This is a genomic window from Nocardia sp. NPDC005825 (assembly GCF_040630175.1).
Lineage (GTDB): Bacteria > Actinomycetota > Actinomycetes > Mycobacteriales > Mycobacteriaceae > Nocardia.
Genome location: NZ_JBEXXC010000005.1, coordinates 208,264 through 229,250 on the forward strand (window position 1 = coordinate 208,264; position 20,987 = coordinate 229,250).

24 protein-coding genes are annotated in these 20,987 nt (G+C 68.0%); 4 read left to right on the forward strand and 20 right to left on the reverse strand.

Features of this window, described 5'->3' with window-relative positions; translation table 11 throughout:
* Position 1: 1 nt before the first annotated feature.
* The gene (locus ABZ382_RS16045) at positions 2-757 is read right to left on the reverse strand and encodes an alpha/beta fold hydrolase (protein WP_357089146.1); all 756 of its coding nucleotides are present in this window, start codon (positions 755-757) and stop codon (positions 2-4) included.
* A gap of 156 nt (positions 758-913) precedes the next feature.
* On the opposite strand from ABZ382_RS16045, the gene ABZ382_RS16050 reads away from it, so the two are divergent.
* Positions 914-1,570, forward strand: coding sequence for a GNAT family N-acetyltransferase (locus ABZ382_RS16050; protein WP_357089147.1), 657 nt, complete (start codon positions 914-916; stop codon positions 1,568-1,570).
* Here ABZ382_RS16050 and ABZ382_RS16055 read toward each other — a convergent pair.
* The 4 genes from ABZ382_RS16055 to ABZ382_RS16070 all read right to left on the reverse strand — a co-directional run bounded on the left by ABZ382_RS16055 (position 1,525) and on the right by ABZ382_RS16070 (position 7,585).
* Entirely contained in the window at positions 1,525-2,820 is a 1,296-nt protein-coding gene (locus ABZ382_RS16055; RefSeq protein WP_357089149.1) for a SidA/IucD/PvdA family monooxygenase, read from the reverse strand. The genes ABZ382_RS16050 and ABZ382_RS16055 overlap by 46 nt on opposite strands.
* A 193-nt stretch (positions 2,821-3,013) precedes the next feature.
* Complete coding sequence (locus tag ABZ382_RS16060; protein WP_357089151.1) at positions 3,014-4,750, reverse strand: ABC transporter ATP-binding protein; 1,737 nt, start codon at positions 4,748-4,750, stop codon at positions 3,014-3,016.
* A complete protein-coding gene (locus ABZ382_RS16065; protein ID WP_357089153.1) occupies positions 4,747-6,630 on the reverse strand; it encodes an ABC transporter ATP-binding protein in 1,884 nt (627 codons plus the stop codon). Before ABZ382_RS16065 ends, ABZ382_RS16060 begins: the two co-directional genes overlap by 4 nt.
* Before the next feature lie 94 nt (positions 6,631-6,724).
* Positions 6,725-7,585, reverse strand: a complete 861-nt coding sequence (locus ABZ382_RS16070; RefSeq protein WP_357089154.1) for a DUF4190 domain-containing protein — start codon at positions 7,583-7,585, stop codon at positions 6,725-6,727.
* 123 nt (positions 7,586-7,708) lie between these two features.
* Here ABZ382_RS16070 and ABZ382_RS16075 point away from each other — a divergent pair, with 123 nt between their 5' ends.
* Positions 7,709-8,641 (forward strand): pseudouridine synthase, encoded by a 933-nt coding sequence (locus tag ABZ382_RS16075; RefSeq protein WP_357089156.1) that lies wholly within the window; start codon positions 7,709-7,711, stop codon positions 8,639-8,641.
* Between the two features lie 46 nt (positions 8,642-8,687).
* The gene (locus ABZ382_RS16080) at positions 8,688-9,452 is read left to right on the forward strand and encodes a CPBP family intramembrane glutamic endopeptidase (protein WP_357089158.1); all 765 of its coding nucleotides are present in this window, start codon (positions 8,688-8,690) and stop codon (positions 9,450-9,452) included.
* A 196-nt stretch (positions 9,453-9,648) separates the two neighbouring features.
* Here the strand turns inward: ABZ382_RS16080 and ABZ382_RS16085 are convergent, their stop codons facing one another.
* The 4 genes from ABZ382_RS16085 to ABZ382_RS16100 all read right to left on the reverse strand — a co-directional run bounded on the left by ABZ382_RS16085 (position 9,649) and on the right by ABZ382_RS16100 (position 14,636).
* Positions 9,649-10,647, reverse strand: a complete 999-nt coding sequence (locus tag ABZ382_RS16085; RefSeq protein ID WP_357089160.1) for a sulfotransferase domain-containing protein — start codon at positions 10,645-10,647, stop codon at positions 9,649-9,651.
* A gap of 125 nt (positions 10,648-10,772) precedes the next feature.
* Positions 10,773-12,932, reverse strand: a complete 2,160-nt coding sequence (locus tag ABZ382_RS16090) for an MMPL family transporter (protein ID WP_357089162.1) — start codon at positions 12,930-12,932, stop codon at positions 10,773-10,775.
* A 35-nt stretch (positions 12,933-12,967) separates the two neighbouring features.
* Entirely contained in the window at positions 12,968-13,480 is a 513-nt protein-coding gene (locus tag ABZ382_RS16095) for an EXLDI protein (protein ID WP_357089163.1), read from the reverse strand.
* Positions 13,481-13,682: 202 nt separating this feature from the next.
* On the reverse strand, positions 13,683-14,636 hold the full coding sequence (locus ABZ382_RS16100; protein WP_357089165.1) for a LysR family transcriptional regulator: 954 nt from the start codon (positions 14,634-14,636) through the stop codon (positions 13,683-13,685).
* A 60-nt stretch (positions 14,637-14,696) separates the two neighbouring features.
* Between ABZ382_RS16100 and ABZ382_RS16105 the strand changes: the two genes are divergently transcribed.
* Positions 14,697-15,119, forward strand: coding sequence for a DUF5997 family protein (locus tag ABZ382_RS16105; protein WP_357089166.1), 423 nt, complete (start codon positions 14,697-14,699; stop codon positions 15,117-15,119).
* A 78-nt stretch (positions 15,120-15,197) separates the two neighbouring features.
* Here the strand turns inward: ABZ382_RS16105 and ABZ382_RS16110 are convergent, their stop codons facing one another.
* From ABZ382_RS16110 to rplC, 11 genes are all read right to left on the reverse strand, one after another.
* Positions 15,198-15,791: a hypothetical protein gene (locus ABZ382_RS16110; protein WP_357089169.1), complete on the reverse strand. Its 594-nt coding sequence runs from the start codon at positions 15,789-15,791 to the stop codon at positions 15,198-15,200.
* 239 nt (positions 15,792-16,030) lie between these two features.
* Positions 16,031-16,327 carry a 30S ribosomal protein S17 gene (rpsQ, locus tag ABZ382_RS16115; protein WP_213558067.1) on the reverse strand — a complete coding sequence of 99 codons (297 nt, stop codon included), beginning with the start codon at positions 16,325-16,327 and terminating at the stop codon, positions 16,031-16,033.
* The gene (gene rpmC, locus ABZ382_RS16120) at positions 16,324-16,563 is read right to left on the reverse strand and encodes a 50S ribosomal protein L29 (RefSeq protein ID WP_040804215.1); all 240 of its coding nucleotides are present in this window, start codon (positions 16,561-16,563) and stop codon (positions 16,324-16,326) included. The genes rpsQ and rpmC overlap by 4 nt, the downstream gene beginning before the upstream one ends.
* Positions 16,563-16,979 carry a 50S ribosomal protein L16 gene (gene rplP / locus ABZ382_RS16125; protein WP_213558068.1) on the reverse strand — a complete coding sequence of 139 codons (417 nt, stop codon included), beginning with the start codon at positions 16,977-16,979 and terminating at the stop codon, positions 16,563-16,565. Before rplP ends, rpmC begins: the two co-directional genes overlap by 1 nt.
* A 3-nt stretch (positions 16,980-16,982) precedes the next feature.
* Positions 16,983-17,789, reverse strand: coding sequence for a 30S ribosomal protein S3 (gene rpsC, locus ABZ382_RS16130; protein WP_033091021.1), 807 nt, complete (start codon positions 17,787-17,789; stop codon positions 16,983-16,985).
* Positions 17,790-18,191 (reverse strand): 50S ribosomal protein L22, encoded by a 402-nt coding sequence (gene rplV / locus ABZ382_RS16135; RefSeq protein WP_213558069.1) that lies wholly within the window; start codon positions 18,189-18,191, stop codon positions 17,790-17,792.
* Positions 18,188-18,469 carry a 30S ribosomal protein S19 gene (rpsS, locus tag ABZ382_RS16140; protein WP_019931198.1) on the reverse strand — a complete coding sequence of 94 codons (282 nt, stop codon included), beginning with the start codon at positions 18,467-18,469 and terminating at the stop codon, positions 18,188-18,190. Before rpsS ends, rplV begins: the two co-directional genes overlap by 4 nt.
* A 14-nt stretch (positions 18,470-18,483) precedes the next feature.
* Positions 18,484-19,314, reverse strand: a complete 831-nt coding sequence (gene rplB / locus ABZ382_RS16145; RefSeq protein ID WP_213558070.1) for a 50S ribosomal protein L2 — start codon at positions 19,312-19,314, stop codon at positions 18,484-18,486.
* A 32-nt stretch (positions 19,315-19,346) separates the two neighbouring features.
* On the reverse strand, positions 19,347-19,652 hold the full coding sequence (gene rplW / locus ABZ382_RS16150) for a 50S ribosomal protein L23 (protein WP_067712168.1): 306 nt from the start codon (positions 19,650-19,652) through the stop codon (positions 19,347-19,349).
* Positions 19,649-20,320: a 50S ribosomal protein L4 gene (gene rplD / locus ABZ382_RS16155; RefSeq protein WP_357089175.1), complete on the reverse strand. Its 672-nt coding sequence runs from the start codon at positions 20,318-20,320 to the stop codon at positions 19,649-19,651. Before rplD ends, rplW begins: the two co-directional genes overlap by 4 nt.
* Positions 20,317-20,982 (reverse strand): 50S ribosomal protein L3, encoded by a 666-nt coding sequence (rplC, locus tag ABZ382_RS16160; RefSeq protein ID WP_357089177.1) that lies wholly within the window; start codon positions 20,980-20,982, stop codon positions 20,317-20,319. The genes rplD and rplC overlap by 4 nt, the downstream gene beginning before the upstream one ends.
* Between the last annotated feature and the right edge of the window lie 5 nt (positions 20,983-20,987).

Here is a 20,987-nt window from a genome sequence, read left to right on the forward strand (position 1 = left end):
GTCACGCGACGACACTCTTCTCCGCGACGAGCAGTTCGGCGATGCCGTCCACGTGCTGGTCCAGATAGAAGTGGCCGCCCGCGAACAGGGTGACCCGGATGCCCGCGCGCGAGTGGCCCTCCCACGCGAACAGGTCACGCGGCGCGACGAATTCGTCCTCGTCGCCGCCGAGCACGTGAATGGGGGCTTCCACGGCGACCTCGGCCGGGCAGGAGTAGGCGTCGAAGGCGCGGTAGTCGGCCTTCATCACCGGCAGCGCCATGCGCAGCACGTCGCGGCTGCCCAGCACCTCGGCGCCGGTGCCGTTGAGCGCCGACATGTGGTCGAGCAGCGCCTCGTCGTCGGTGGGGTGATTGGGCAGATCGGCGATGCGCGCGGGAGCGGCGGCCGAGGAGGCGGCCAGCAACCGCACGGTCAACCCGGCGGCCTCGGCCAGCCGGGCGAATTCGAAGGCGACGATCGCGCCCATGCTGTGGCCGAAGATGGTCAGCGGCGCACCCGAGTCGTGCGCGGATTCCCGGAAGGCCGCGAAGGCTCCGGCGGCCAGGTCCGGCAGCGTCTCCGCCGCGGCCTCGCGGGCGCGGTCCTGGCGGCCCGGGTACTGGAACACCACGACATCGAACTCCGCGGCCATCTTCTTGGCGAAGACCCGGTAGGCCGAAGCGCCCGCACCCGCGTGCGGGAAGATCAGCAGCGGTGGCGCGGAATCCGCACTCGGGGCCTGAAATTGCCTGATCCAGCCGAGTTCCCGTGCCATGTCCGCATCTCTCCTACGACCCACCCGACCGCATCAGCCGCCGGTTCTGCTTGTCCCCCTTGCAATGTCCGGGCAACCGTAACACCGCCTAGTTAGTATAGGCTAGCCTTACCAACCAGGGTGATCAAGCTAACCGACGAACGGAGCGCCACAGCGATGAACCGGACGACCTACGTCCTCGCGCGCGAACTCACGGACCTTCCGGACCACATCCGCCGCGCCCCCGCACCCGTGGTGCCCGAGTTCCCCGCGCCGTTCACGCTGCGCCTGGTGGACGTCGAATCCGGCGATCCGGAGACCATCACCGAATGGATGCACCGGCCGCACCTGCTCGAGACCTGGGAACAGGCCTGGGACGCCGACCGCCGCCGCCTCGACTGCGCGACCCAGCTGGCCGGAACCTTCTCCCGCCCCTGCGTTCTCGAATACGACTTCACCGCACTCGACCGGCCCGACCTCGGCAATCGCGAGGTCGCCTATGTGGAGTTGTACCGGCCCGCCAAGGACGAGATCGCCCGCCTCTACGACGCCGACGCCCACGACATGGGCTTCCACATCGCCACCGCGGACACCAATCTGCTGGGCCGCGGCGTCATGTCGGACTGGATGCGGCAGCTGGGCCGGGCGGTCCTGGCGGCCGAACCCGCATGCCGCCGGCTGCTGTGCGAACCCGATCACCGCAACGCCCCCATGCGGAAGGCGTTGGAGAAGATCGGGTGGCAGCACCTCGGCGACTTCGACATTCGACCGGACCGTCGGATCTCGCTCTACACGCTGCCGCGGACCGCGGCGGACCTGCCCGAGATCCGGTAGCGCGGAGCGGGATTCACCACCGGCTGCAGGATCCGGTCCGACAGCTCGCCCAGGCAGCTGAGATTCGGGAAACCCGGACCCTGCGCCATGGCGGCCATATTCGGCAGATACAGCTTGGCGTCCAGCCCGGACACCGCCAGGTCGTAACCGATGGCCGCCTCCAGCCGCCCGTGCTCGAGCGGGCCGCCGACGGCCAGCTCCAGCAGATCGGTTGCGGCGGAATCGAACAGATCCAGGAACCACAGCGGCTGCCCGCCCGTGGCGTCCACCACCAGATCGAAGGTGTGCACCTGATCCGGGCGCAGATCGTTGCGCAGGGTCAGGGCCACCCGGTCGTCCTGCTCGGCCAGGCTCACGACCCGGCCCTGCAGGTGATGCACCCGGTTGTCGCCCAGCAGGCTCTCCTGCACGCGCACCGAGAAAACGCCGCGATCGGTGCGGCGGATGACATCCCGGCGCTCGGCCATGCCCAGCCCGGCCCACTTGGTCGGATCGCTGTAGAGCGAGTTCTCGAAATAGCTTTCGCCGCGGGTGTACAGCGTGGCCTTGGGCGAGATCACCGAGACCGTCAGCATGTCGTGGTTGACCAGCTCGTCCAGCGCCGAACCCGCGGTCTCGCCGCCGCCGATCACCGCGACGCGCGAGGACGGCGGTAGCTCGCGGCGGCCCGCCAGCTCCCAGAACTCGGAGATGCTGAGCACCTTCGGATGCTGGGCCAGGGCGCGGTCGCTGCGGCCGGGACCGGTGATCATGACGGCGTCGCAATCGATCTCGTCGACCCCGCCGTCGGCGTCGGCGACCGAGACCAGCCAGCCGTCGGCCGCGGCGGCGATGCCCGTCACCGAACCCTGGACCAGGTCCATATCGCAGCGCTTGGCCACCCACTGCAAGTACTTGGCCCACACGTGATGCTGCGGGCTGGGACGGCCGCGGTCGATCCACTCGGCGTAGGTGCCGTGCTCGACCAGGAAGGCGGTCCAGCTGAATGCCCGCATGGCCTCGTCGATTTCGCGGTTGCGGCCGCGGGCCCAGGTGGAGTGGTACGGGAAGCCGACATCCTTCTCGGGGCTGGTGCCCAGGCGGTGCCGGCCGTCGGTCCAGCCGCCGGTCGGCAGCCAATTGCCGCCCACCGTCTGAGCTTCGACGACCGTCACCCGCGGCGCGGGCAGGCCCAGGTCCCGCAGCACCCGCGACTTGGCCGCTACCGCCAGGGCTTTCGGCCCCGCTCCGACCACCAGAAGTGTTTCCACCGGTTCTCCGTCCCAGTTGCTCAACTGTTGCCTGCCTCGCACAACCCGCCAACCAATTTAGGTTTGCATAGCCTTACCTTATCTTGCTCGCCACCCATTGCGAAGCGCCCGAGACCAAAAGATCGGACAGAACACACGGATCGGACGCCCACGCGAACAGCCCCGGACTCCAAGGGAATCCGGGGCCTTTCGACTACGCGGAGACCGGAGCCAGACGCCAGCCCGACGCCCGGGTGCGCTCGCTCCAGAAGGAGGCATAACGGCCGTCGAGAGCGATCAGCTCCGCGTGGGTGCCGCGTTCGACGATGCGACCGGCCTCCATGAACAGGATCTGGTCGGCGTGCGCGATGGTCGCCAGCCGGTGCGCCACCACGAGCACCGTGCGGCCCCGGGTGAGTTCGTGCACACCGCGCACCACGGCCGCCTCGTTGTGCGGATCCAGCGCACTGGTCGCCTCGTCCAACAGCACGATCGGGGCGTCCTTGACCAGGGCGCGCGCGATCGAAACCCGCTGGCGCTCACCGCCGGACAGCGCCGAACCACCCTCCCCGACCGCGGTCTGCCAGCCGTCGGGCAGGCGCTCGGCGATCTCGTCCACCCGCGCGGTGCGCGCGGCCGCGAGGACCTCGTCATCGGAGGCGTCCGGACGGCCCGCCCGAATGTTCTCCAGCACAGAGCGATCGAAGAGGTAGACGCTCTGGAAGACCAGTGCCAACCGGCTCAGCAGCGACTCGGCGGGCTGGTCGCGGACATCGTGGCCGCCGACCGAGACCCGGCCCGAATCCGCGTCGTGGAACCGGGCCGCCAGACGCAGCAGCGTGGACTTGCCCGCGCCACTGGGACCGACGATGGCTGTCGTGGTGCCGGGAGCGGCGGTGAACGAGATGTCCTCCAGGACCGTCTTGCCCGGGCCGTAACCGAAGGTGACGCCGTCGAACTCCACCCGCGCGGCAGTGTGCTCGACCGGGGAATCCGGCTGCGCCAGTCCCGGTTCCGCCAGCAGCGCGCTCACCCGATCGGCGGCGGCCGCGGCCGTGCGCAACGCACCACCCAGCTGGGCGGCCTGCGTCAACGGCTCGATGAAACGCGCGCTCACCGCGATCAGGGCGATCGCCGCGGCGGCCGAGATCGCGCCGTCCGTGGCCCGGCCCACCACCAGGTACACCAGCACCAGGAAGACGGCCTGCACCACCAGCGCGAACCCGATCAGACCGGGCACCGCCGCGACGAGCATGCCGTTGGCGGCGGTGCGCTGGCGCGCCAGGGCCGCGTCCAGCGCCCGGTTACCGGCGCCGACCGCGCCCAGCGAACGCAGCATCGGCTGCGCCTGAGCGAATTCCAGCACCCGGGCGTTCGCCTCGGCCGCGGCCTCGTGCATGCGCTCGTCGGCCGTCACATAGGAACGGTTGGCCCACAGGTTCACCAGGAACAGCACCGGCGCGGTCACCAGCATGGCCAGCGAGATCCGCCAGTCCACGAACAACATGCCCAGCGCGACGCCCAGCGGCACCAGCACGCCGGTCAGCATCTTCGCCAGCAGATAGGCGATCAGGCCCTGCACCTCGCGGACGTTCTCGACCATCACCCGCGACAGCTCACCCGCGTGCCGATCGTCGAACCAGCCCAGCGGCAACGCGTTCAGATGATCGCCGAGCCGGGCCTGCAGGCCGTGCTGCATACCGACGCCGACCCGCAGGCCCAGCACCGACTGCAGATAGCCGAACACCACGACCCCGGCCACGGCCAGCGCCAGCCACAGCGTCCACCACCAGGCCCGGCCCAGATCCTGGGCGAACAGGGCCTTCAGCACGGGCACCAGCAGCACGTACGCGGCCGCCTGCGACAGCGCCTGGGCCACGATGGCCAGCAGCAATCGCGGTGTCAGTGTGGCGAATTCGCCCGGCACCAGGCCGAGCACCTTGCGGATCATCGGAGGGCCTCCTCGACATCGGCGCGAACCGGAGCGGCGGGACGGTCGGTGGCCGCGACATCGGCCAGGGCGGCCGCGTTGATTTCCCAGAGCCGCTGGTACAGGCCGCCGGCGGCGTGCAGGCCGGCATGATCGCCCTGTTCGACCAGGGTTCCGTTCTCCAGCACCAGGATTCGGTCCACACCGGTGATGGTGTGCAGGCGGTGGGCGATCACCAGGACCGTGCGACCCGCCACCAGCTCGGCCAGCGCGTCCTGGACCGCGGCCTCGGATTCGGGGTCGGCGAAGGCGGTCGCCTCGTCCAGCACCAGGATCGGGGTGTCGGCCAGCAGCGTGCGGGCGATCGAAAGCCGCTGCGCCTCGCCGCCGGACAGCACGACGTCCACACCGATCTCGGAGTCGTAGCCGCGCGGCAGCGCCGTGATGCGGTCGTGGATGCGGGCGGCCCGGGCCGCGCGTTCCAGCTCGGCCACGTCTGCCTCGGGGCGGGCCAGGCGCAGATTGTCGGCGATGGTGCCGCGGATCAGGCGCACATCTTGGAAGACGAAGCCGACCGTGCGATACAGCTCCGCGCTCGGGATGTCGCGAATATCCTTGCCGCCGATGGTGATCCGGCCACTGTCCACGTCGTAGAAGCGCGGCAGCAGCTTGGCCAGCGTCGACTTGCCGGAGCCGCTCGGGCCCACCAGGGCGGTCATGGTGCCGGGCGCGAGCTCTAGGTCGACACCGCGCAGCACCTGATGATCGGCGCGGTAGCCGAAGCTCACGCCCTCGAAACGGATCAGGCCCGCGGGCGCGTCCGGCGCCGCGGATTCCCCGGCGCCGGAGGCCAATTCCGGGGTCTGCATGAGTTCGTGCAGCCGCAGCGCGGCGTCACCGGCCGTGCGCAGCGCCTGCGTGCCGTAGCCCAGGCCCAGCAGCGAACTGCCCAGGCCCAGCCCGACCAGCAGGAACGGCAGCAGGTCGAGGGGCTCCAGCCAGTCCAGGCCGACACCCGCGAGCCCGGCCACCACGACCAGCAGCATGACGAACACCGGGGAGACCACGGTGTCCGAGATCGACTGCACCGTCATGACGGGCAGCTTCAGCCGTCGCAGCCGGTCGGTCTGCTCCTCGACGGCCGCGCGGAACTCGCTGTGCGCCTTGCCCGCTCGCCCGAAGGCCCGCACCACCTGGATGCCGTCCACGAATTCCACGGTGGCGGCGCGGGTGCGCTGTTCGGCGGCGTTGTAGGCGAGCAGCCGCTCCCGGCCGGGCTCGTCCAGCATGGCGCGCATGCACAGCGCGTACACGATCAGCGGGATCAGCAGGACCAGGGTCAGCCGCCAGTCGACGGTGGCCAGGTACACCAGGGTCACCAGCGGAGCGGTGACCGAACCGATGAAGTCCAGGCGCGCGTGCGCCACCAGGTAGTGCAGCGCCTCGACGTCGTCCTGCAGGTACTTCTTCACGTCGGCGGAGGCGCGGGCGCCGAACCAGCCCAGCGGCACCCGGGTCAGTTTGTCGGCCAGCAGTCGGCGCAGGGTCAGCTGATAGCGCGCGTCGACGGCGTGCGACCAGGTCAAGGCGACCGCCTGCAGGATCGCGCGGGCCACCAGGACCAGCACCGCGATCAGCAGCAGCCGCCACACCCGATCGGTGTCGGGGACCTCCCGCAGCAGTTCCCGGCAGGCCGAGACGATCAGCAGGAACGGGACCACCGAGCAGACGGCGGCCACGGCCACGATCAGTCCGGCGGCCGTGAGCGGCCCGCGCACCGGCGCGAGGATCTCCTTGCGGGCGGCGGCTTCTGCCTGCCGCCGCGCTTTCGCCTCGGCCTTCGCGTCGGGCCCGCTCGGCTCGGGGCCCGCCTCGACCGCGGGCGGTGACTCGACCGTCATCAGTCCGCCTTCCACCTTCATCCGTCCGGCGCTCCCACGAACACCGACGAGAAGATAGGTTAGGCTAACTTTTGCTTGACGACCACACCGAGGGTCAGCGCGGCACCTTCGTGGTCAGCTTCGAACCGTCCGCGTTGTGCACCATGCAGGTCGCGCGGCCGTTCGACTTGTTCCACTGCGTCTCGTTCGCCGGATAGAGGATGAACGACTCCAGCTTGTCGACCACCGGGCTCGAGGCCAGCAGCTTGTCCAACTGCACCTGGCAGGCCTCGCTCGCCTTGTCGAAGGACGCGTCACCCGAACCCGGCCACGAACCCGGCAGGTGCACCTGGGTGATCACCTCGCCGTCGTGCGGGGAATCGCAGGGCAGCACGGTGACCTTGCGGATGTGGTTGTTCTCCTCCACCGTCTGCACGCAGTCACCGGTCTTCACCTCGTCGATGGAGATGGAGGTCGGCGAATCCGACAGGGCCGAGGTGCGGGTCGTATTGTCCTGCGATGCCGTGGTGTTCGAATCTGTCACCGCGCCGATTACAACAAGCAGGACGGAAAGCACCAACCACAACCCCGCCATGATCAGGCCGGCAATGGCGAGACCACGGCCACCCTGATTGCGCTGCTTGATCTGATTCAGCGCGATGATCCCGAACGGTATCGCGAGCAGACTGGTACAGCCGAGCAGACCACAGATCAGCGCGGCGATGGCGAAACCGTTGGTGCCCTGCGGGGGCGGCGGCGCAACCGGATACCCGGGCGGCATCGGCTGATACGCGGGCTGGCCGTACACGGGCTGAGCCTGGCCGTAGTCGGGCTGACCGTAGGCGGCCTGCTGACCGTAATCCGGCTGCCCGTACGCGGGCTGCGGCTGGCCGTAGTCGGGCTGGCCGTATTCCGGCTGCCCGGGCTGCGGATAGCCGTACTGGCCCGGCTGCGGCTGACCGGGCTGGCCCGGCACACCCTGAGGCTGTTGGTCGTTCGGATACACGAGACCCCCGATCACTGCGCCGACCCGGACATTCCAGGCGTCGGCCCACCGTACCCCGCAAACCGGACATACCCGGGGGCTAGGGTTTCCGGGGTGAGACGCAGGCAGCAACCACCGCTACCGAAGCGGCACGGATTGGATCCGGCCCGGTTGCGGCTACCCGAGGAGGGTGACTGGGCGACCATCCGCGACCACCTCGTGGAGCGGCTGCCCCGGGTCCGGCCCGAACGCATCGACGAACTGTTGCGCGAGGGCGGCATCGTGGACCTGGCGGGACCCATCGCCCTCGACACCCCCTACGTGCCCGGCGGCGCGGTGTGGTTCCACCGCGATCTGCCCGAGGAGACCGAGGTCCCCTTCCCGATCGGCATCGTCCACCGCGACGACGACATCCTGATCGTGGACAAGCCGCACTTCCTCTCGACCATCCCCCGCGGCCAGCACATCCTGCAGACCGCCCTGGTGAAACTGCGCCGCGAACTGGACCTGCCGGATCTGGTGCCCGCGCACCGGCTGGACCGGGTGACCGCCGGACTCGTCCTCTTCATCATCAATCCGGCTCGGCGCGGGGCGTATCAGACCATGTTCCACAAGCGCCTGGTCCACAAGGAGTACGAGGCCATCGCGCGCTTCGATCCCGATCTGGCGCTGCCGCGCACGGTCATCAGCCGCATCGTCAAGGAACGCCAGGTGCTCAAGGCCTACGAGACCGAGGGCGAGCCGAACGCCGAGACGCTGATCGAACTCCTCGACCACCGGGACGGGCTGGGCCGCTACCGGGTGCGCCCGCGGACCGGCCGCACCCACCAGATCCGCATCCATATGAACAGCCTCGGCATCCCGATCCTGGGCGACGACTTCTACCCGGATCTCACCGACAAGCCGGTCGACGACTACACGCGGCCGCTGCAGTTGCTGGCGTCGGCACTGGAGTTCCCCGACCCCGTCACCCGCGAGCCCCGGCGATTCGAAACCGCGCGCACCCTGCGGGCCTGGGACGACCCCGCGGGCTGGGCGAGCGATTAACCACAATCGAAGCGGATTCCAAGAATTCGCTCGTACACTGGCCGGGATGTCTCGAAACGATAACGGCGCGGCGGTGACACCGCCGGAAGCGCCCACCCCGCCCGGCCACAAGCTGCACGCCTACGTGGACGTTGCCGTCGTTGTCGTCGTATTGACCTGCACCAACCTCATCGCGCACTTCACCAACCAGTGGGCCAGCATCCTCTCGGTGCCGATTGCCGCGGTGGTGCTGGTGGCCATGGTCCGGCGTCGTGGACTGGGCTGGGCGGAGCTGGGACTCTCCCCCTCCCAGTGGCGGCGCGGCTCGGTCTGGGCGCTGGCGGCGGTGGGCGTGGTGCTGGCGGCCGTGGCCATCGGCGCGGCCCTGCCTATCACCCGGCCGTTCTTCCTGAACGACCGCTACGCCGCGGTCTCGGGCGCGCTCATCGCGTCCATGATCGTCATCCCCTTGCAGACCGCGATTCCGGAGGAGCTCGCTTTCCGCGGCGTGCTGCACGGCACCCTGGATCGCGTGGTCGGCGCGCGCGGCGTGTTCGCCGCCGGGTCGATGTTGTTCGGGCTCTGGCACATTGCCTCGTCACTGGGATTGACCAGCGGCAACAAGGGCCTCACCGGATTCCTGGGCAGCGGCCCGGCCGGGCAGATCCTCGGGATCGGGCTCGCGGTGCTGGCCACGGCCGGGGCGGGCATGGTCTTCACCTGGCTGCGGCGGCGCAGCGGGAGCCTGCTCGCGCCGATCGCGCTGCACTGGGCGGTGAACGGCGCGGGCGCGCTGGCCGCCGCGGTGGTGTGGCACGTGACCGTGCGCTAGCGGCGGCCCCTCCGGCAAAAGAAGAGGAGGCCGGCTGACCTGGGAACAGAGGATTATGGTCAGCCGGCCCGGGGTCGGTTCGGCGGGTTGGGCCACGCCGAACCGAGTCTGTGCGTCGAGCCGAACTGTATCGGTTGTCCAGTTCACCCCGGGGCACTTTCGCGAAAAAAGTGAAACGTGTTTCTGTCAGACCAGCTCAGGCCGGGTGGTTCCACCCCAGATCCCGACCCAGCAACTCGAACAGCTCGTCGTTGTACGGGCGGTAGAACTCCCGCAACCGGGCCAGCGACTCGGCCTCGGCGGGCGGATACTCCAGCGGATTGCGGTTCACCACCTCCGCGTGCAACTCCGGCTCCACCGCGGGCAGCCCCAGGAACTCGTGGATGCCGCACACCGTCGTGGACACATCGGCGAAGAAGTCCTCCGCCGCGACCACATGCACGTTCTCGCGGCCGTAGGTATCCAGCCAGCGCCGCACCGAATTCACGTAGATCCCGGCCGCCAGCATCGGCATGGTCGGCAGCATGGTCGGCGGCGGCGGACCCGGGAAGGCCCCCAGCGCCAGCGACACGTACTCGCCGAAGTTCTCGCCGTAACGCCCACTGCGCAAACCGTTCTCACCACTGAGGAACAGATCCCACTTGTAGTGCGAATAGGCCCGCCGCGCCGGATCACGCAGCATGATGACGACCTTCGCGCCCGGGCTGGACTCGCGGAGATTGTCGATCAGCGGCACATCGTGCAGCAGCGGATCGAAATGCCCCACCAGCGCCCGGCCGGTGCGCTCGGCGACCGCGGCCTTCTCCCGTTCGGTCGGCAGGTACGGCCCCCACGCGGCCGGAAAACCGTGGCCGATCTCCTTCGTCAGCGGCACCACCACGCTCGGATGCTGCATCAAATAGGCTGCCAGATCGGTCGTTCCGCTCTTCAGTGCTCCCACACACGTGAAGTCGGGCAAGGCGCGCGGTCCGCCGAAACGGGACCGCCACCAGAGCCGAATCGGCGGCACCGCACCGAAATAGTGACTCAGCGTCAGGTACCGCCAGCCCAGACGCAGACTGCGAACCGGATGCTTCAGATGACGCTCATTGTGGTATCGCCGCAACTGCCATTGCTCGAATACCTGGAAGCCCTCCGTATACCGGTCGCTGCCGGTACAGGCCCCCTCCTGAACAGCACTGTCGGACTTACTCATTCATTTATCCCCTCACCAGGCGATCCCACTGCCACCGGGAATCGACTGACGAAGACGGTATCAGCGAAGCGGCCCGCTTCTCGAAAGGAGAAGCGGGCCAGCCTATTCGGATACCTATTCGAAACTCAGTGGCGCGATTGCCCGCTCACCACATCGGTTTCCGACCATTCGGCATCCCACACGGGCGGGTTCTCGGCATCCCCGCCGTGCCCCGGCCACCAGGCGAAGCGGCCGACCAGAGCCGTCACCGCGGGGGTGAAGAACATCGCCATGACGAACGCCGCGATGGTGATACCCAGCGAGATCGCGAAACCCATCTGGGAGAGCACCGAATTGCCCGCCAGCATCATCGAGGCGAAGGTGCCCGCCAGAATGACACCGGCCGCCGCCACCGTCGGACCCGTGTGCCGCACCGCCAGCGCCGCGGCGGTGTGCGGATCGTTGCCCTCCCGGGCCTCCTCCCGCAAACGGGCCACCATCAGGATGTTGTAGTCGGTGCCCAGCGCCACCACGAACAGGTACATGATCAACGGCAATTGGAAGATCAGACCCTGCTCACCCTGGATCTTCTGGAACACCAGCACCGCGGAACCCAGCGTCGCCGCGAAGCCCAGGAACACCGAGGCCATCAGGTACCAGGGCGCGACCACACTGCGCAGCAGCAACGCCAGCACGATCATGATCAGGATGCCCGCGACCGGGAACACCACCATGTAGTCACGGTTCATGGCGTGCTGGAAGTCGACGAACACCGAGGTCATACCGCCCACCACCGCGGTGGTCCCGGCCGGGGCCGAACTGTGCGCGGTATCGCGCAGCGGACCCTTCACGGTGTCCAGCGCGGCATCGGATTCCGGCTTGTCGGCGAGGGTCACCTGGAACTCGGCCACCGCGCTGTCCTTCGACAGCGTCGCCGGCGACACCTGGCCCACACCCTTCACCCCGGTGAGCGCCGCCCGGAAGGTGTCGAGCTCGCCCTGGTTCAGCGTGCCCTGCTCGGCCCGCAGGTAGACCTGCGACGGCTGGGTGCTGCCCGCAGGCATGCCCTTGAGCAATTCCTTGCCGTACACGGTGGATTCGGCCGCGTTGGAGGTCGAGCCGGAGCTCAGATCGAAGGTCGGGTTGAAGCCCAGCGCGAAGACGCCCAGCACCAGCAGCACGCCGCCGGAGACCGCGGCGAACACCGCCGGACGCTTGCCCAGCGCATTGCCGACCGCCCGGAACCGCGCGCCCTCGGGCTCGGTCTGCCACGCCTTCGACGGCCAGAACACCTTGGTGCCCAGCAGCGAGACGATCGCGGGGACCAGGGTCAGGCCCGCCAGCAGCGCCACCGCCACCGCGATGGCCAGGGCGATACCCATGGACCGGAACATGCCCAGGGTGGACAGGGTGAGCGCGCCGAAGGCGATGATCACCGCCGCCGCGGCCGACGTGATGGCCTCGCCGACCCGGGTGACCGAGCTGACCATGGCCGTCTTCGGGTCCTCACCGGCGCGCAGGCGCTCCCGATAGCGGAACATCAGGAACAGGATGTAGTCGGTGCCGACGCCGAACAGCACCACGACCAGCAGCGACTGCACCGAGTTGTCGATCTTGAGATCGAATGCCGCACTGGCCGCGGCGATCACGCCGTTCGCCAGCGCGGACACCATGCCGATCACGATGATCGGCAGCAACGCGATGATCGGGCTGCGGAAGATGACCAGCAGCAGCACCAGGATCAGCACCACGGTCGCGATGCCGATGATGGCCAGGCCCTTCTGGCTGGAGTCCTGCTGATCCAGCATCTGGGCCGCGGTGCCGGTGACGCCGGCCTTCAGATCGGTGCCGGAGACCTGCTCCTTCAGCGCGTCACGCAGCGCCTTGACCGCATCGGTCTGGTTCTTGGCCGCCGCGTCGGTCTGCTTGGTCATGCCGACCGCGACCACGCCGATGGCCTTGGTCTCCGACGGCGGCAGGGCCTGGACGCCGGTGACGTCCTTGATGTTCCGCTCCGACAGCTTGGTGGCGGTCGCGGCGATGGTGGCCGCGTCCTGGTCGGTCAGCGGCGCCCCGTCGGAGCGCTCGAAGACGATCAGCGCGGCCGGGGTGTTGCTGTTCGGGAAGGCCTTCTGCTGCAACTCCATCGCCTGGACGGATTCGTAGTGCGAAGGCAGGAAGTCGGACTGTTCGGTGGTGGCGGTGAGCTTCGGTGCGGTGGCGACCACCGCCACGATGGCGATGAGCCAGGCGCCGATCACCAGCCACGGGAATCGGACGACGAAGCGTCCCAAGCGGGAGAACATGCGGGAGAAGTCCTTTCGGGGTTCGGCCGCGCTATTCAGATGTCGAGGACCTGCGAGGCCGGGTTCTCCAGCACGTCGGCGACGACGCGGTAGACCTTGGCGGGAATACGATCCCGCAACTCCCCCAGCGAATCCACGATGTCGAGGGTGAAGTCGCCGTATCCATCCTTATCCAATTGAAGGAATTCTCGCCACCCCCCGAATCCTTTGAGCCAGTCCGCCATCAGAGAAAGATCCGACTGGTCGGAATTCTTTCGGACGGTGAGGAACTCCTCCTTGCGCTCCCGCGCGACATCCTTGGAGGCCTGCGCGAAGTCGGTCCACTCCAGGTAATGGCGGTGCACGACCAGCTTGCCCTTGCGGCTCAGGAAGACCTGGACCGTCTCGCTGCCCTCCCCCGTGACGTGGCGACCGTCCGCCAGCGGGCGGCCGACGAAACGCTGGGTGCGGCGGCCGCCCGGGCCGACGCGGAGGGTGATCTCGCGCATGCCCTCGGGCAGGGGATCCGGGACCAGGTCGGTGTCGGGCTTGTCCATTTCGAGGGCCATGAGACGCTCCGAATCATTCGTAGATGCTTATATGGGCATGCGTGTACGACACGACACCCCGGATCTCACATCCGGTGCGCCGCAATCGATCTCAGCGATACCCGACGGCGGAACGCCGCCTTACGCCACTATAAGTAGACGTATACGTATAGAGCAACCCTGAGTCGACCCTGAGATTTCTCCAGGTCGACCCCCGAACCGGTCAGCGACCGCGCCGCTTACCCGGCTTCCGCGCGGCCCCCTGCTTCGACTTGGCCGCGGCCGCGGGCTTCTTCGCGGGGGCGGGCTTGCGCTTCGGCGCGGACTGCTGCTTGTCCGGCTGCTGACCCGACGGCGAACGGGAACTGCGCTGGGAGCGGCCGCGAACCACGCCGACGAACTCCTCCACCAGCTCGGTGGTGGCGGCGGCCGGCCAGGCCAGCGCGATCTCGGTCTCGGGCACATCGGTGACCGTGCGATAGACCAGATCCTTGCGGTGGTGCAGGCGGGCGATCGAATGCGGGACGATGGCGGCGCCGCTCACCGCGGCCACCAGTTCCATGGTCATGGCCGCGTCGTCCAGGTCGGCGGCGTCCTGCATGCGCTCGTCGGCCAGATCGGCGGTGGCGACCTGATCGAACAGGGCGATCGGATGATCCTTGGGCACCACGACCACCGGGACCTCGCGGTACAGCGGGATCGCGCTCATGCCGTCACGGTCGATGGGCAGGCGCACGAAGCACATGTCGACCGCGTCCGTGCGCAGCGCCGTCTCCTGCTCCTTCATCGGAACCGGGATCAGGTCGAGGGCGACCTCGGGGAAACGCTCACCCCAGATGCGCTCCCACTTGGTGACGGTCACGCCCGGGACGAAACCGACGCGCAGGCGATCCACCGCCTCCGGCGCGGCGACCGGTTCCGGCGGCGCGGCCGCGATGAGCGCTCGGGCCTGTTCGAGCACCGCGCGACCGTCCTCGCTCAGCTGGGTCGGCTGCGCGCCGGGCACGAACAACTTGGTCTCGAGCTCTTCCTCCAGCTCGATGACCGTGCCGCTCAAACGCTGCCGGGAAATGCCCAGGCCACGCGCCGCCCGGGCGAAGTGCAATTCCTCGGCAACCGCGACGAACCAGCGCAGACGCGTGACGTCGATGGACTCCAACCGGCCCTGACCTGTCATGGGGTCCAGGTTATTGCACCGGCCAGCGGGTTCTCTCCACCCGCCCGATACGCTGGACCGGTGAGCCCGGACAAGAACACCCAGACCATGAAGCCGCTGACCGCGGCGAACAAACTCGGCATCTACCTCCCGGCTACCCCGGAGGAGTTCCAGAGCTCACCCATCACCCGCGCTCAGCTCGATGAACTGCGCGCCAACCCGCCGCAGTGGCTGACCGACCTGTACGCCAACGGCCCGTTCCCGCGCGACGTGGTGGCCCGGAAACTCGGCATCTCCAACTCCGGCCTGGGCCGCGCGGGGGTGTCCGACGCGCTCACCGCCGAGGAGATCACGGCCCTCCTCGCCGACCCGCCGGAATGGCTGGTCCGCGAACGCGAGAACCTGGTGGCCGTCCGCAAGGAAGCCGACCGGGTCAAGGAGAAGGACGCCGCGCGCCGCGCCGCCTCCAACCGTCCGCCCAAGAACCTCTTCGGACCGAAGTAGCCGGTCGACCGACGAAACGCCGAAGGCCCGCCCCAATCAGGGAGCGGGCCTTCGGCTTTCGAGGATGCAGAGAACGGGTCAGCAGTAGTAGCAGACGCCGTTCGCGGGGAGCTCGGTGAAACAGTTGACGCAGACGGCCTTGCGCGCCTCGGGCTCCGGCTTGGCGGCCGAGGCCGGGGCCGTGGCGGTCACCCGGCGCGGGGCGCCGCCATTGCGCGGGATCAGCGGCGGGATGCCGCCGTCGGTCGGGATGTCCGCGCCGTAGGCCGCGTAGCACTGCCAGCGGGCATAGGCCGCATGGACCTCGAGGTCGGCCGGAACCGGCAGGTGCGCGAGTTCCAGCACGTACTTGTAGCTGTCGCTGACCTTGTGGTTCTGCTTGACGCACAGGGCGGTCAGCGGCGGTTCGCCGGCATTGTGGCAGCGCCGCGCGACCTTGCGCAGGATGGCGTCCATCCAGGTGCGAGTCGGGGCGTCGGTGCGAATGCCCGACATCTCCTGCACGCGCTCGGCCAACTCGTTCACAGTGACGAAATGTCCGTAACCGGAAGCACATTCGGCTAGGACCTCATGGGCGGCCAGGGACCAGGCCACGGCCGCGTCGCGGAAAGTCACCGCGGTCCGGTCGTCGATCCGCCAAGCCCCGGAAGTTGTTGTCGCAGCATCCCTCATAGCTCGTACACGCTAACGCTTTTGCCGGGCGACACGCCAATTCCATTTGGACATATGGGGTTTCAGTTTGGTCACACTCGTCCACGTTTGGCATTACCGGCCAGTACCCGGACAAAAAGAAAGGAACCGCTTCCCGAATGGCAAGCGGTTCCCGCATTCTCCCCAGAAAACACACCGGTCCGCTTCCCCACAGGGAAGCGGACCGGTGATCAATGACTTGGTTCAAGTCATGGAGCAGGCTACTTGGCCTTCTCCAGGACCTCGACCAGACGCCACCGCTTGGTGGCGGACAGCGGACGGGTCTCCATCAGCTGCACGCGGTCGCCGATGCCGGCGATCTCGTTCTCGTCGTGAGCCTTCACCTTCGAGGTGGTGCGGATGATCTTGCCGTAAAGCTTGTGCTTCACGCGATCTTCCAGCTCGACCACGATGGTCTTGGTCATCTTGTCGGAGACGACGTAGCCGATGCGCGTCTTGCGCTGGCCCCGCTCCTCCTGGTTGGCCGGCGTCTTGGCCGGGCCCTTTACGTCGCTCATGCGGCGTCTCCCTTGCCTTCAGGACCGGAGGCCAGGCCGAGCTCGCGCTCGCGCATGACCGTGTAGATGCGCGCGATCTCGTGGCGGACCACGCGCAGGCGGCGGTTGTTCTGCAACTGACCGGTCGCCATCTGGAAGCGCAGGTTGAACAGCTCTTCCTTGGACTCGCGCAGCTTGGCGACGAGCGCCTCATTGTCGAGCTCGCGGAGCTCTGCAGTCGGGTTGGCGGTAGCCATCAGAACTGCTCCTCCCTGGTCACGATCCGGCACTTCATCGGGAGCTTGTGCATCGCGCGGCGCAGGGCCTCACGAGCGATCTCCTCGGTCGGGTACGACAGCTCGAACATGACGCGTCCGGGCTTGACGTTCGCGATCCACCACTCCGGCGAACCCTTACCGGAACCCATGCGGGTTTCGGCCGGCTTCTTGGTGAGCGGGCGGTCCGGGTAGATGTTGATCCAGACCTTGCCGCCACGCTTGATGTGGCGGGTCATCGCGATACGAGCGGACTCGATCTGACGGTTGGTGACGTAGGCCGGCTCGAGAGCCTGGATGCCGTACTCACCGAACGTCACCGCGGTGCCGCCCTTCGCCATGCCGGAACGGCCGGGGTGGTGCTGCTTACGGTGCTTGACCTTGCGGGGCATCAACATAGGTCAGCCCTCCTGATTCTCTGCCGGAGCCTCCGCCACAGCGGTGGCGGCGCGGCCGGCCTCAGTGCTGGTCGCGGTGGTGCCCTGGGCACCGCTGCGACGGGGGCGGCTCGGACGCTCGCGACGCGGGCGGTCGTCACGGTCGCGGCCGGACGGGGCCACAGCGGTGACCTCGCGCTTGCCGCCGACGATGTCGCCCTTGTAGATCCAGACCTTCACGCCGATGCGGCCGAAGGTGGTCTTCGCCTCGTACAGGCCGTAGTCGATGTCGGCGCGCAGCGTGTGCAGCGGCACGCGACCCTCACGGTAGAACTCCGAGCGCGACATTTCGGCGCCACCGAGGCGGCCCGAGCACTGCACACGGATGCCCTTGACGTTCGGCGAACGCATGGCCGACTGGATGGCCTTGCGCATCGCGCGACGGAACGCCACACGGTTGGACAGCTGCTCGGCAACACCCTGAGCAACCAGCTGAGCGTCCGACTCGGGGTTCTTGACCTCGAGGATGTTCAGCTGAACCTGCTTCTTGGTGAGCTTCTCCAGCTCGGCGCGAATGCGGTCGGCCTCGGCGCCACGACGGCCGATCACGATGCCCGGGCGCGCGGTGTGGATGTCCACACGCACGCGGTCACGGGTGCGCTCGATCTCGACCTTCGAGATGCCGGCCCGCTCCATGCCGGTGGCGAGGAGCTTGCGGATCGCGACGTCTTCCTTCACGTAGTCCGCGTACTGCTTGTCCGCGTACCAACGCGACTTCCAGTCGGTGGTGATACCGAGGCGGAAGCCATGGGGATTGATCTTCTGTCCCATTTACTTTGCCCCTCCCTTCCGGCGGCTACGAGTGGCAGCGCCGGCGGTGGGCACGCTCTCGACCTCGATGGTGATGTGGCTGGTGCGCTTGCGGATCCGGAACGCGCGGCCCTGGGCACGCGGCTGGAAACGCTTCATGGTCGCGCCCTCGTCGACGAACGCGGTCGAGATGACGAGGGTGGCCGGGTTGAGGCCGAGGTTGTTCTCGGCGTTGGCCGCCGCCGAGGCGACAACCTTCGCAACCGGCTCGCTCGCGGCCTGCGGCGCGAACTTCAGGATGTTCAGCGCGTCCTGCACGCTGCGGCCACGGACCAGGTCCACGACGCGACGCGCCTTCATCGGCGTCACGCGAACGTGCTTGGCGGTCGCGCGCGCGGTCGGGTTCTGAGTTTCAGTGCTCATCGCCGCTTGCTCTTCCGATCTTCCTTGACGTGGCTCTTGAACGTGCGGGTCGGCGCGAATTCACCGAGCTTGTGTCCAACCATGTTCTCCGACACGAACACCGGCACGTGCTTGCGGCCGTCGTGGACCGAGAACGTGTGGCCGATGAAATCGGGGATGATGGTGGAACGACGCGACCAGGTCTTGATGACCTGCTTCGTGCCCTTCTCGTTCTGGACGTCCACCTTCTTGAGGAGGTGTTCGTCGACGAACGGGCCCTTCTTCAGGCTGCGTGGCATGTCTAACCTCCTCCTTAACGCTTCTTGCCGCGGCGGCGGACGATGAGCTTGTCGCTGGGACGGTTGGGCTTACGGGTGCGGCCCTCGGGCTTGCCCCACGGGGAGACCGGGTGGCGACCACCGGAGGTCTTACCCTCACCACCACCGTGCGGGTGGTCGACCGGGTTCATGACCACACCACGGACGGTCGGGCGAACGCCCTTCCACCGCATACGGCCGGCCTTACCCCAGTTGATGTTCGACTGCTCGGCGTTGCCGACCTCGCCGATGGTGGCGCGGCAGCGCACATCGACACGACGGATCTCACCGGAGGGCATACGCAGGACGGCGTAGGCGCCTTCCTTACCCAGCAGCTGGATGGACATGCCCGCGGCACGAGCCAGCTTGGCGCCACCACCCGGACGCAGCTCCACGGCGTGCACCGTGGTACCGGTCGGGATCGAGCGCAGCGGCAGGTTGTTGCCGGGCTTGATGTCGGCGCCGGGGCCCGACTCGATCTTCGTGCCCTGGGCGATGCCCTTGGGCGCGATGATGTAGCGCTTCTCGCCGTCGGCGAAGTGCAGCAGCGCGATGTTGGCGGTGCGGTTCGGGTCGTACTCGATGTGAGCGACCTTGGCCGGGATGCCGTCCTTGTCCAGGCGACGGAAGTCGATCAGACGGTAGGCACGCTTGTGGCCACCACCCTTGTGACGAGTGGTGATGCGACCCTGCGCGTTACGGCCACCGGTCTTGCTCAGCGGACGCAGCAGCGACTTCTCGGGGGTCGAGCGGGTGATCTCGGCGAAGTCCGAGACCGAGGCACCGCGGCGGCCCGGGGTTGTCGGCTTGTACTTACGAATTGCCATGAGTTCTTCTGCCTTTCTGAAGTCCCCGCCGCTTACGCGACCGGGCCTCCGAAGATCTCGATGGGCTTGCTATCGGCCGAGATGGTGACGAGCGCGCGCTTGGTGCTCTTACGCGTGCCGTAACCGAAGCGGGTCCGCTTGCGCTTGCCCTGACGGTTGGCGGTGTTGACGCTGGTCACCTTGACGCCGAAAACCTTCTCGACAGCAATCTTGATCTGCGTCTTGTTCGAATCCGGGTGCACGATGAAGGTGTAGGTGCCCTCCTCGATCAGTCCGTAGGACTTCTCGGAGATCACCGGCGCCAGCAGAATGTCGCGCGGGTCGGCGATGGTGGTCACTTGCTCTCCTCCTGTGCAGCTTCGGCGGGGCCGTGCACGAAGGCGTTGAGCGCCTCGACCGAGAACACGATTTCGTCGCTCTTGAGAACGTCGTAGGTGTTCAGCTGGTCGGGGGCGATCGGGTGCACACCCTGCAGGTTCGCCACGCTCTTCCACGTGGTGACATCTTCACGGCCGACGACGACCAGGATGTTCTTCCGCTCCGACAGCTCGGCGAGGAAGGACTTGGCCGCCTTGGTCGACGGGGTCTGACCCGCCACCAGCTCGGTGATCACGTGGATGCGCTCGTTGCGAGCCCGGTCCGACAGAGCGCCACGCAGCGCGGCGACCTTCATCTTCTTGGGCAGACGCTGGGTGTAGTCACGCGGCTGCGGGCCGTGGACGGTGCCACCGCCGGCGAACTGCGGCGCACGGGTCGAACCCTGGCGCGCACGGCCGGTGCCCTTCTGGCGGTACGGCTTCTTGCCACCACCGCGGACCATGCCGCGGGTCTTGGTGGCGTGCGTGCCCTGGCGAGCCGCGGCCTGCTGGGCCACGACGACCTGGTGCATCAACGCGATGTTCGCGGTCACGTCGAAGATCTCCGCGGGGAGCTCGACGGTGCCCTCGGTCTTGCCGCCAGCGGCCTTGACCGTGAGCGTCAGGTTGGTCTTGGTCTCGGTGCTCATGCCCGGGCACCACCCTTCACTGCACTCTTGACGATCACGATGCCGCCGGTGCGGCCCGGGATCGCGCCCTTGATCAGCAGCAGGCCGTTCTCGGCGTCCACCTTGTGGACCGAGAGGTTCTGCGTGGTGACGCGGTCGTTACCCATACGGCCCGACATGCGCATGCCCTTGAAGACACGGCCCGGGGTGGAGCAACCACCGATGGAACCCGGACGACGGTGCACGGCCTGCGCACCGTGCGAGGCACCCTGACCACGGAAACCGTGGCGCTTCATGGTGCCCGCGAAGCCCTTGCCCTTGGAGGTGCCGGTCACGTCGACGTAGCTGCCCTCTTCGAAGGCATCCGCGTTGATCTCCTGGCCGACCTCGAAGGCGGCGGCGTCGGCGACGCGCAGCTCGGCGATGTGGCGGCGAGGGGTGACACCGGCCTTGGCGAACTGACCGGAAACCGGCTTGTTCACCTTGCGGGGGTCGATGGCGCCGTACGCGACCTGGATGGCGGCGTAGCCGTCGCGCTCCTGGGTACGGATCTGGGTAACGACGTTCGGGCCCGCCTTGACGACGGTCACGGGAACGACGCGGTTCTTCTCGTCGAAGACCTGGGTCATGCCGAGCTTGGTGCCCAGGATGCCCGCGGCCGGACGGCTCTTGTTGTCAGTCATATTCG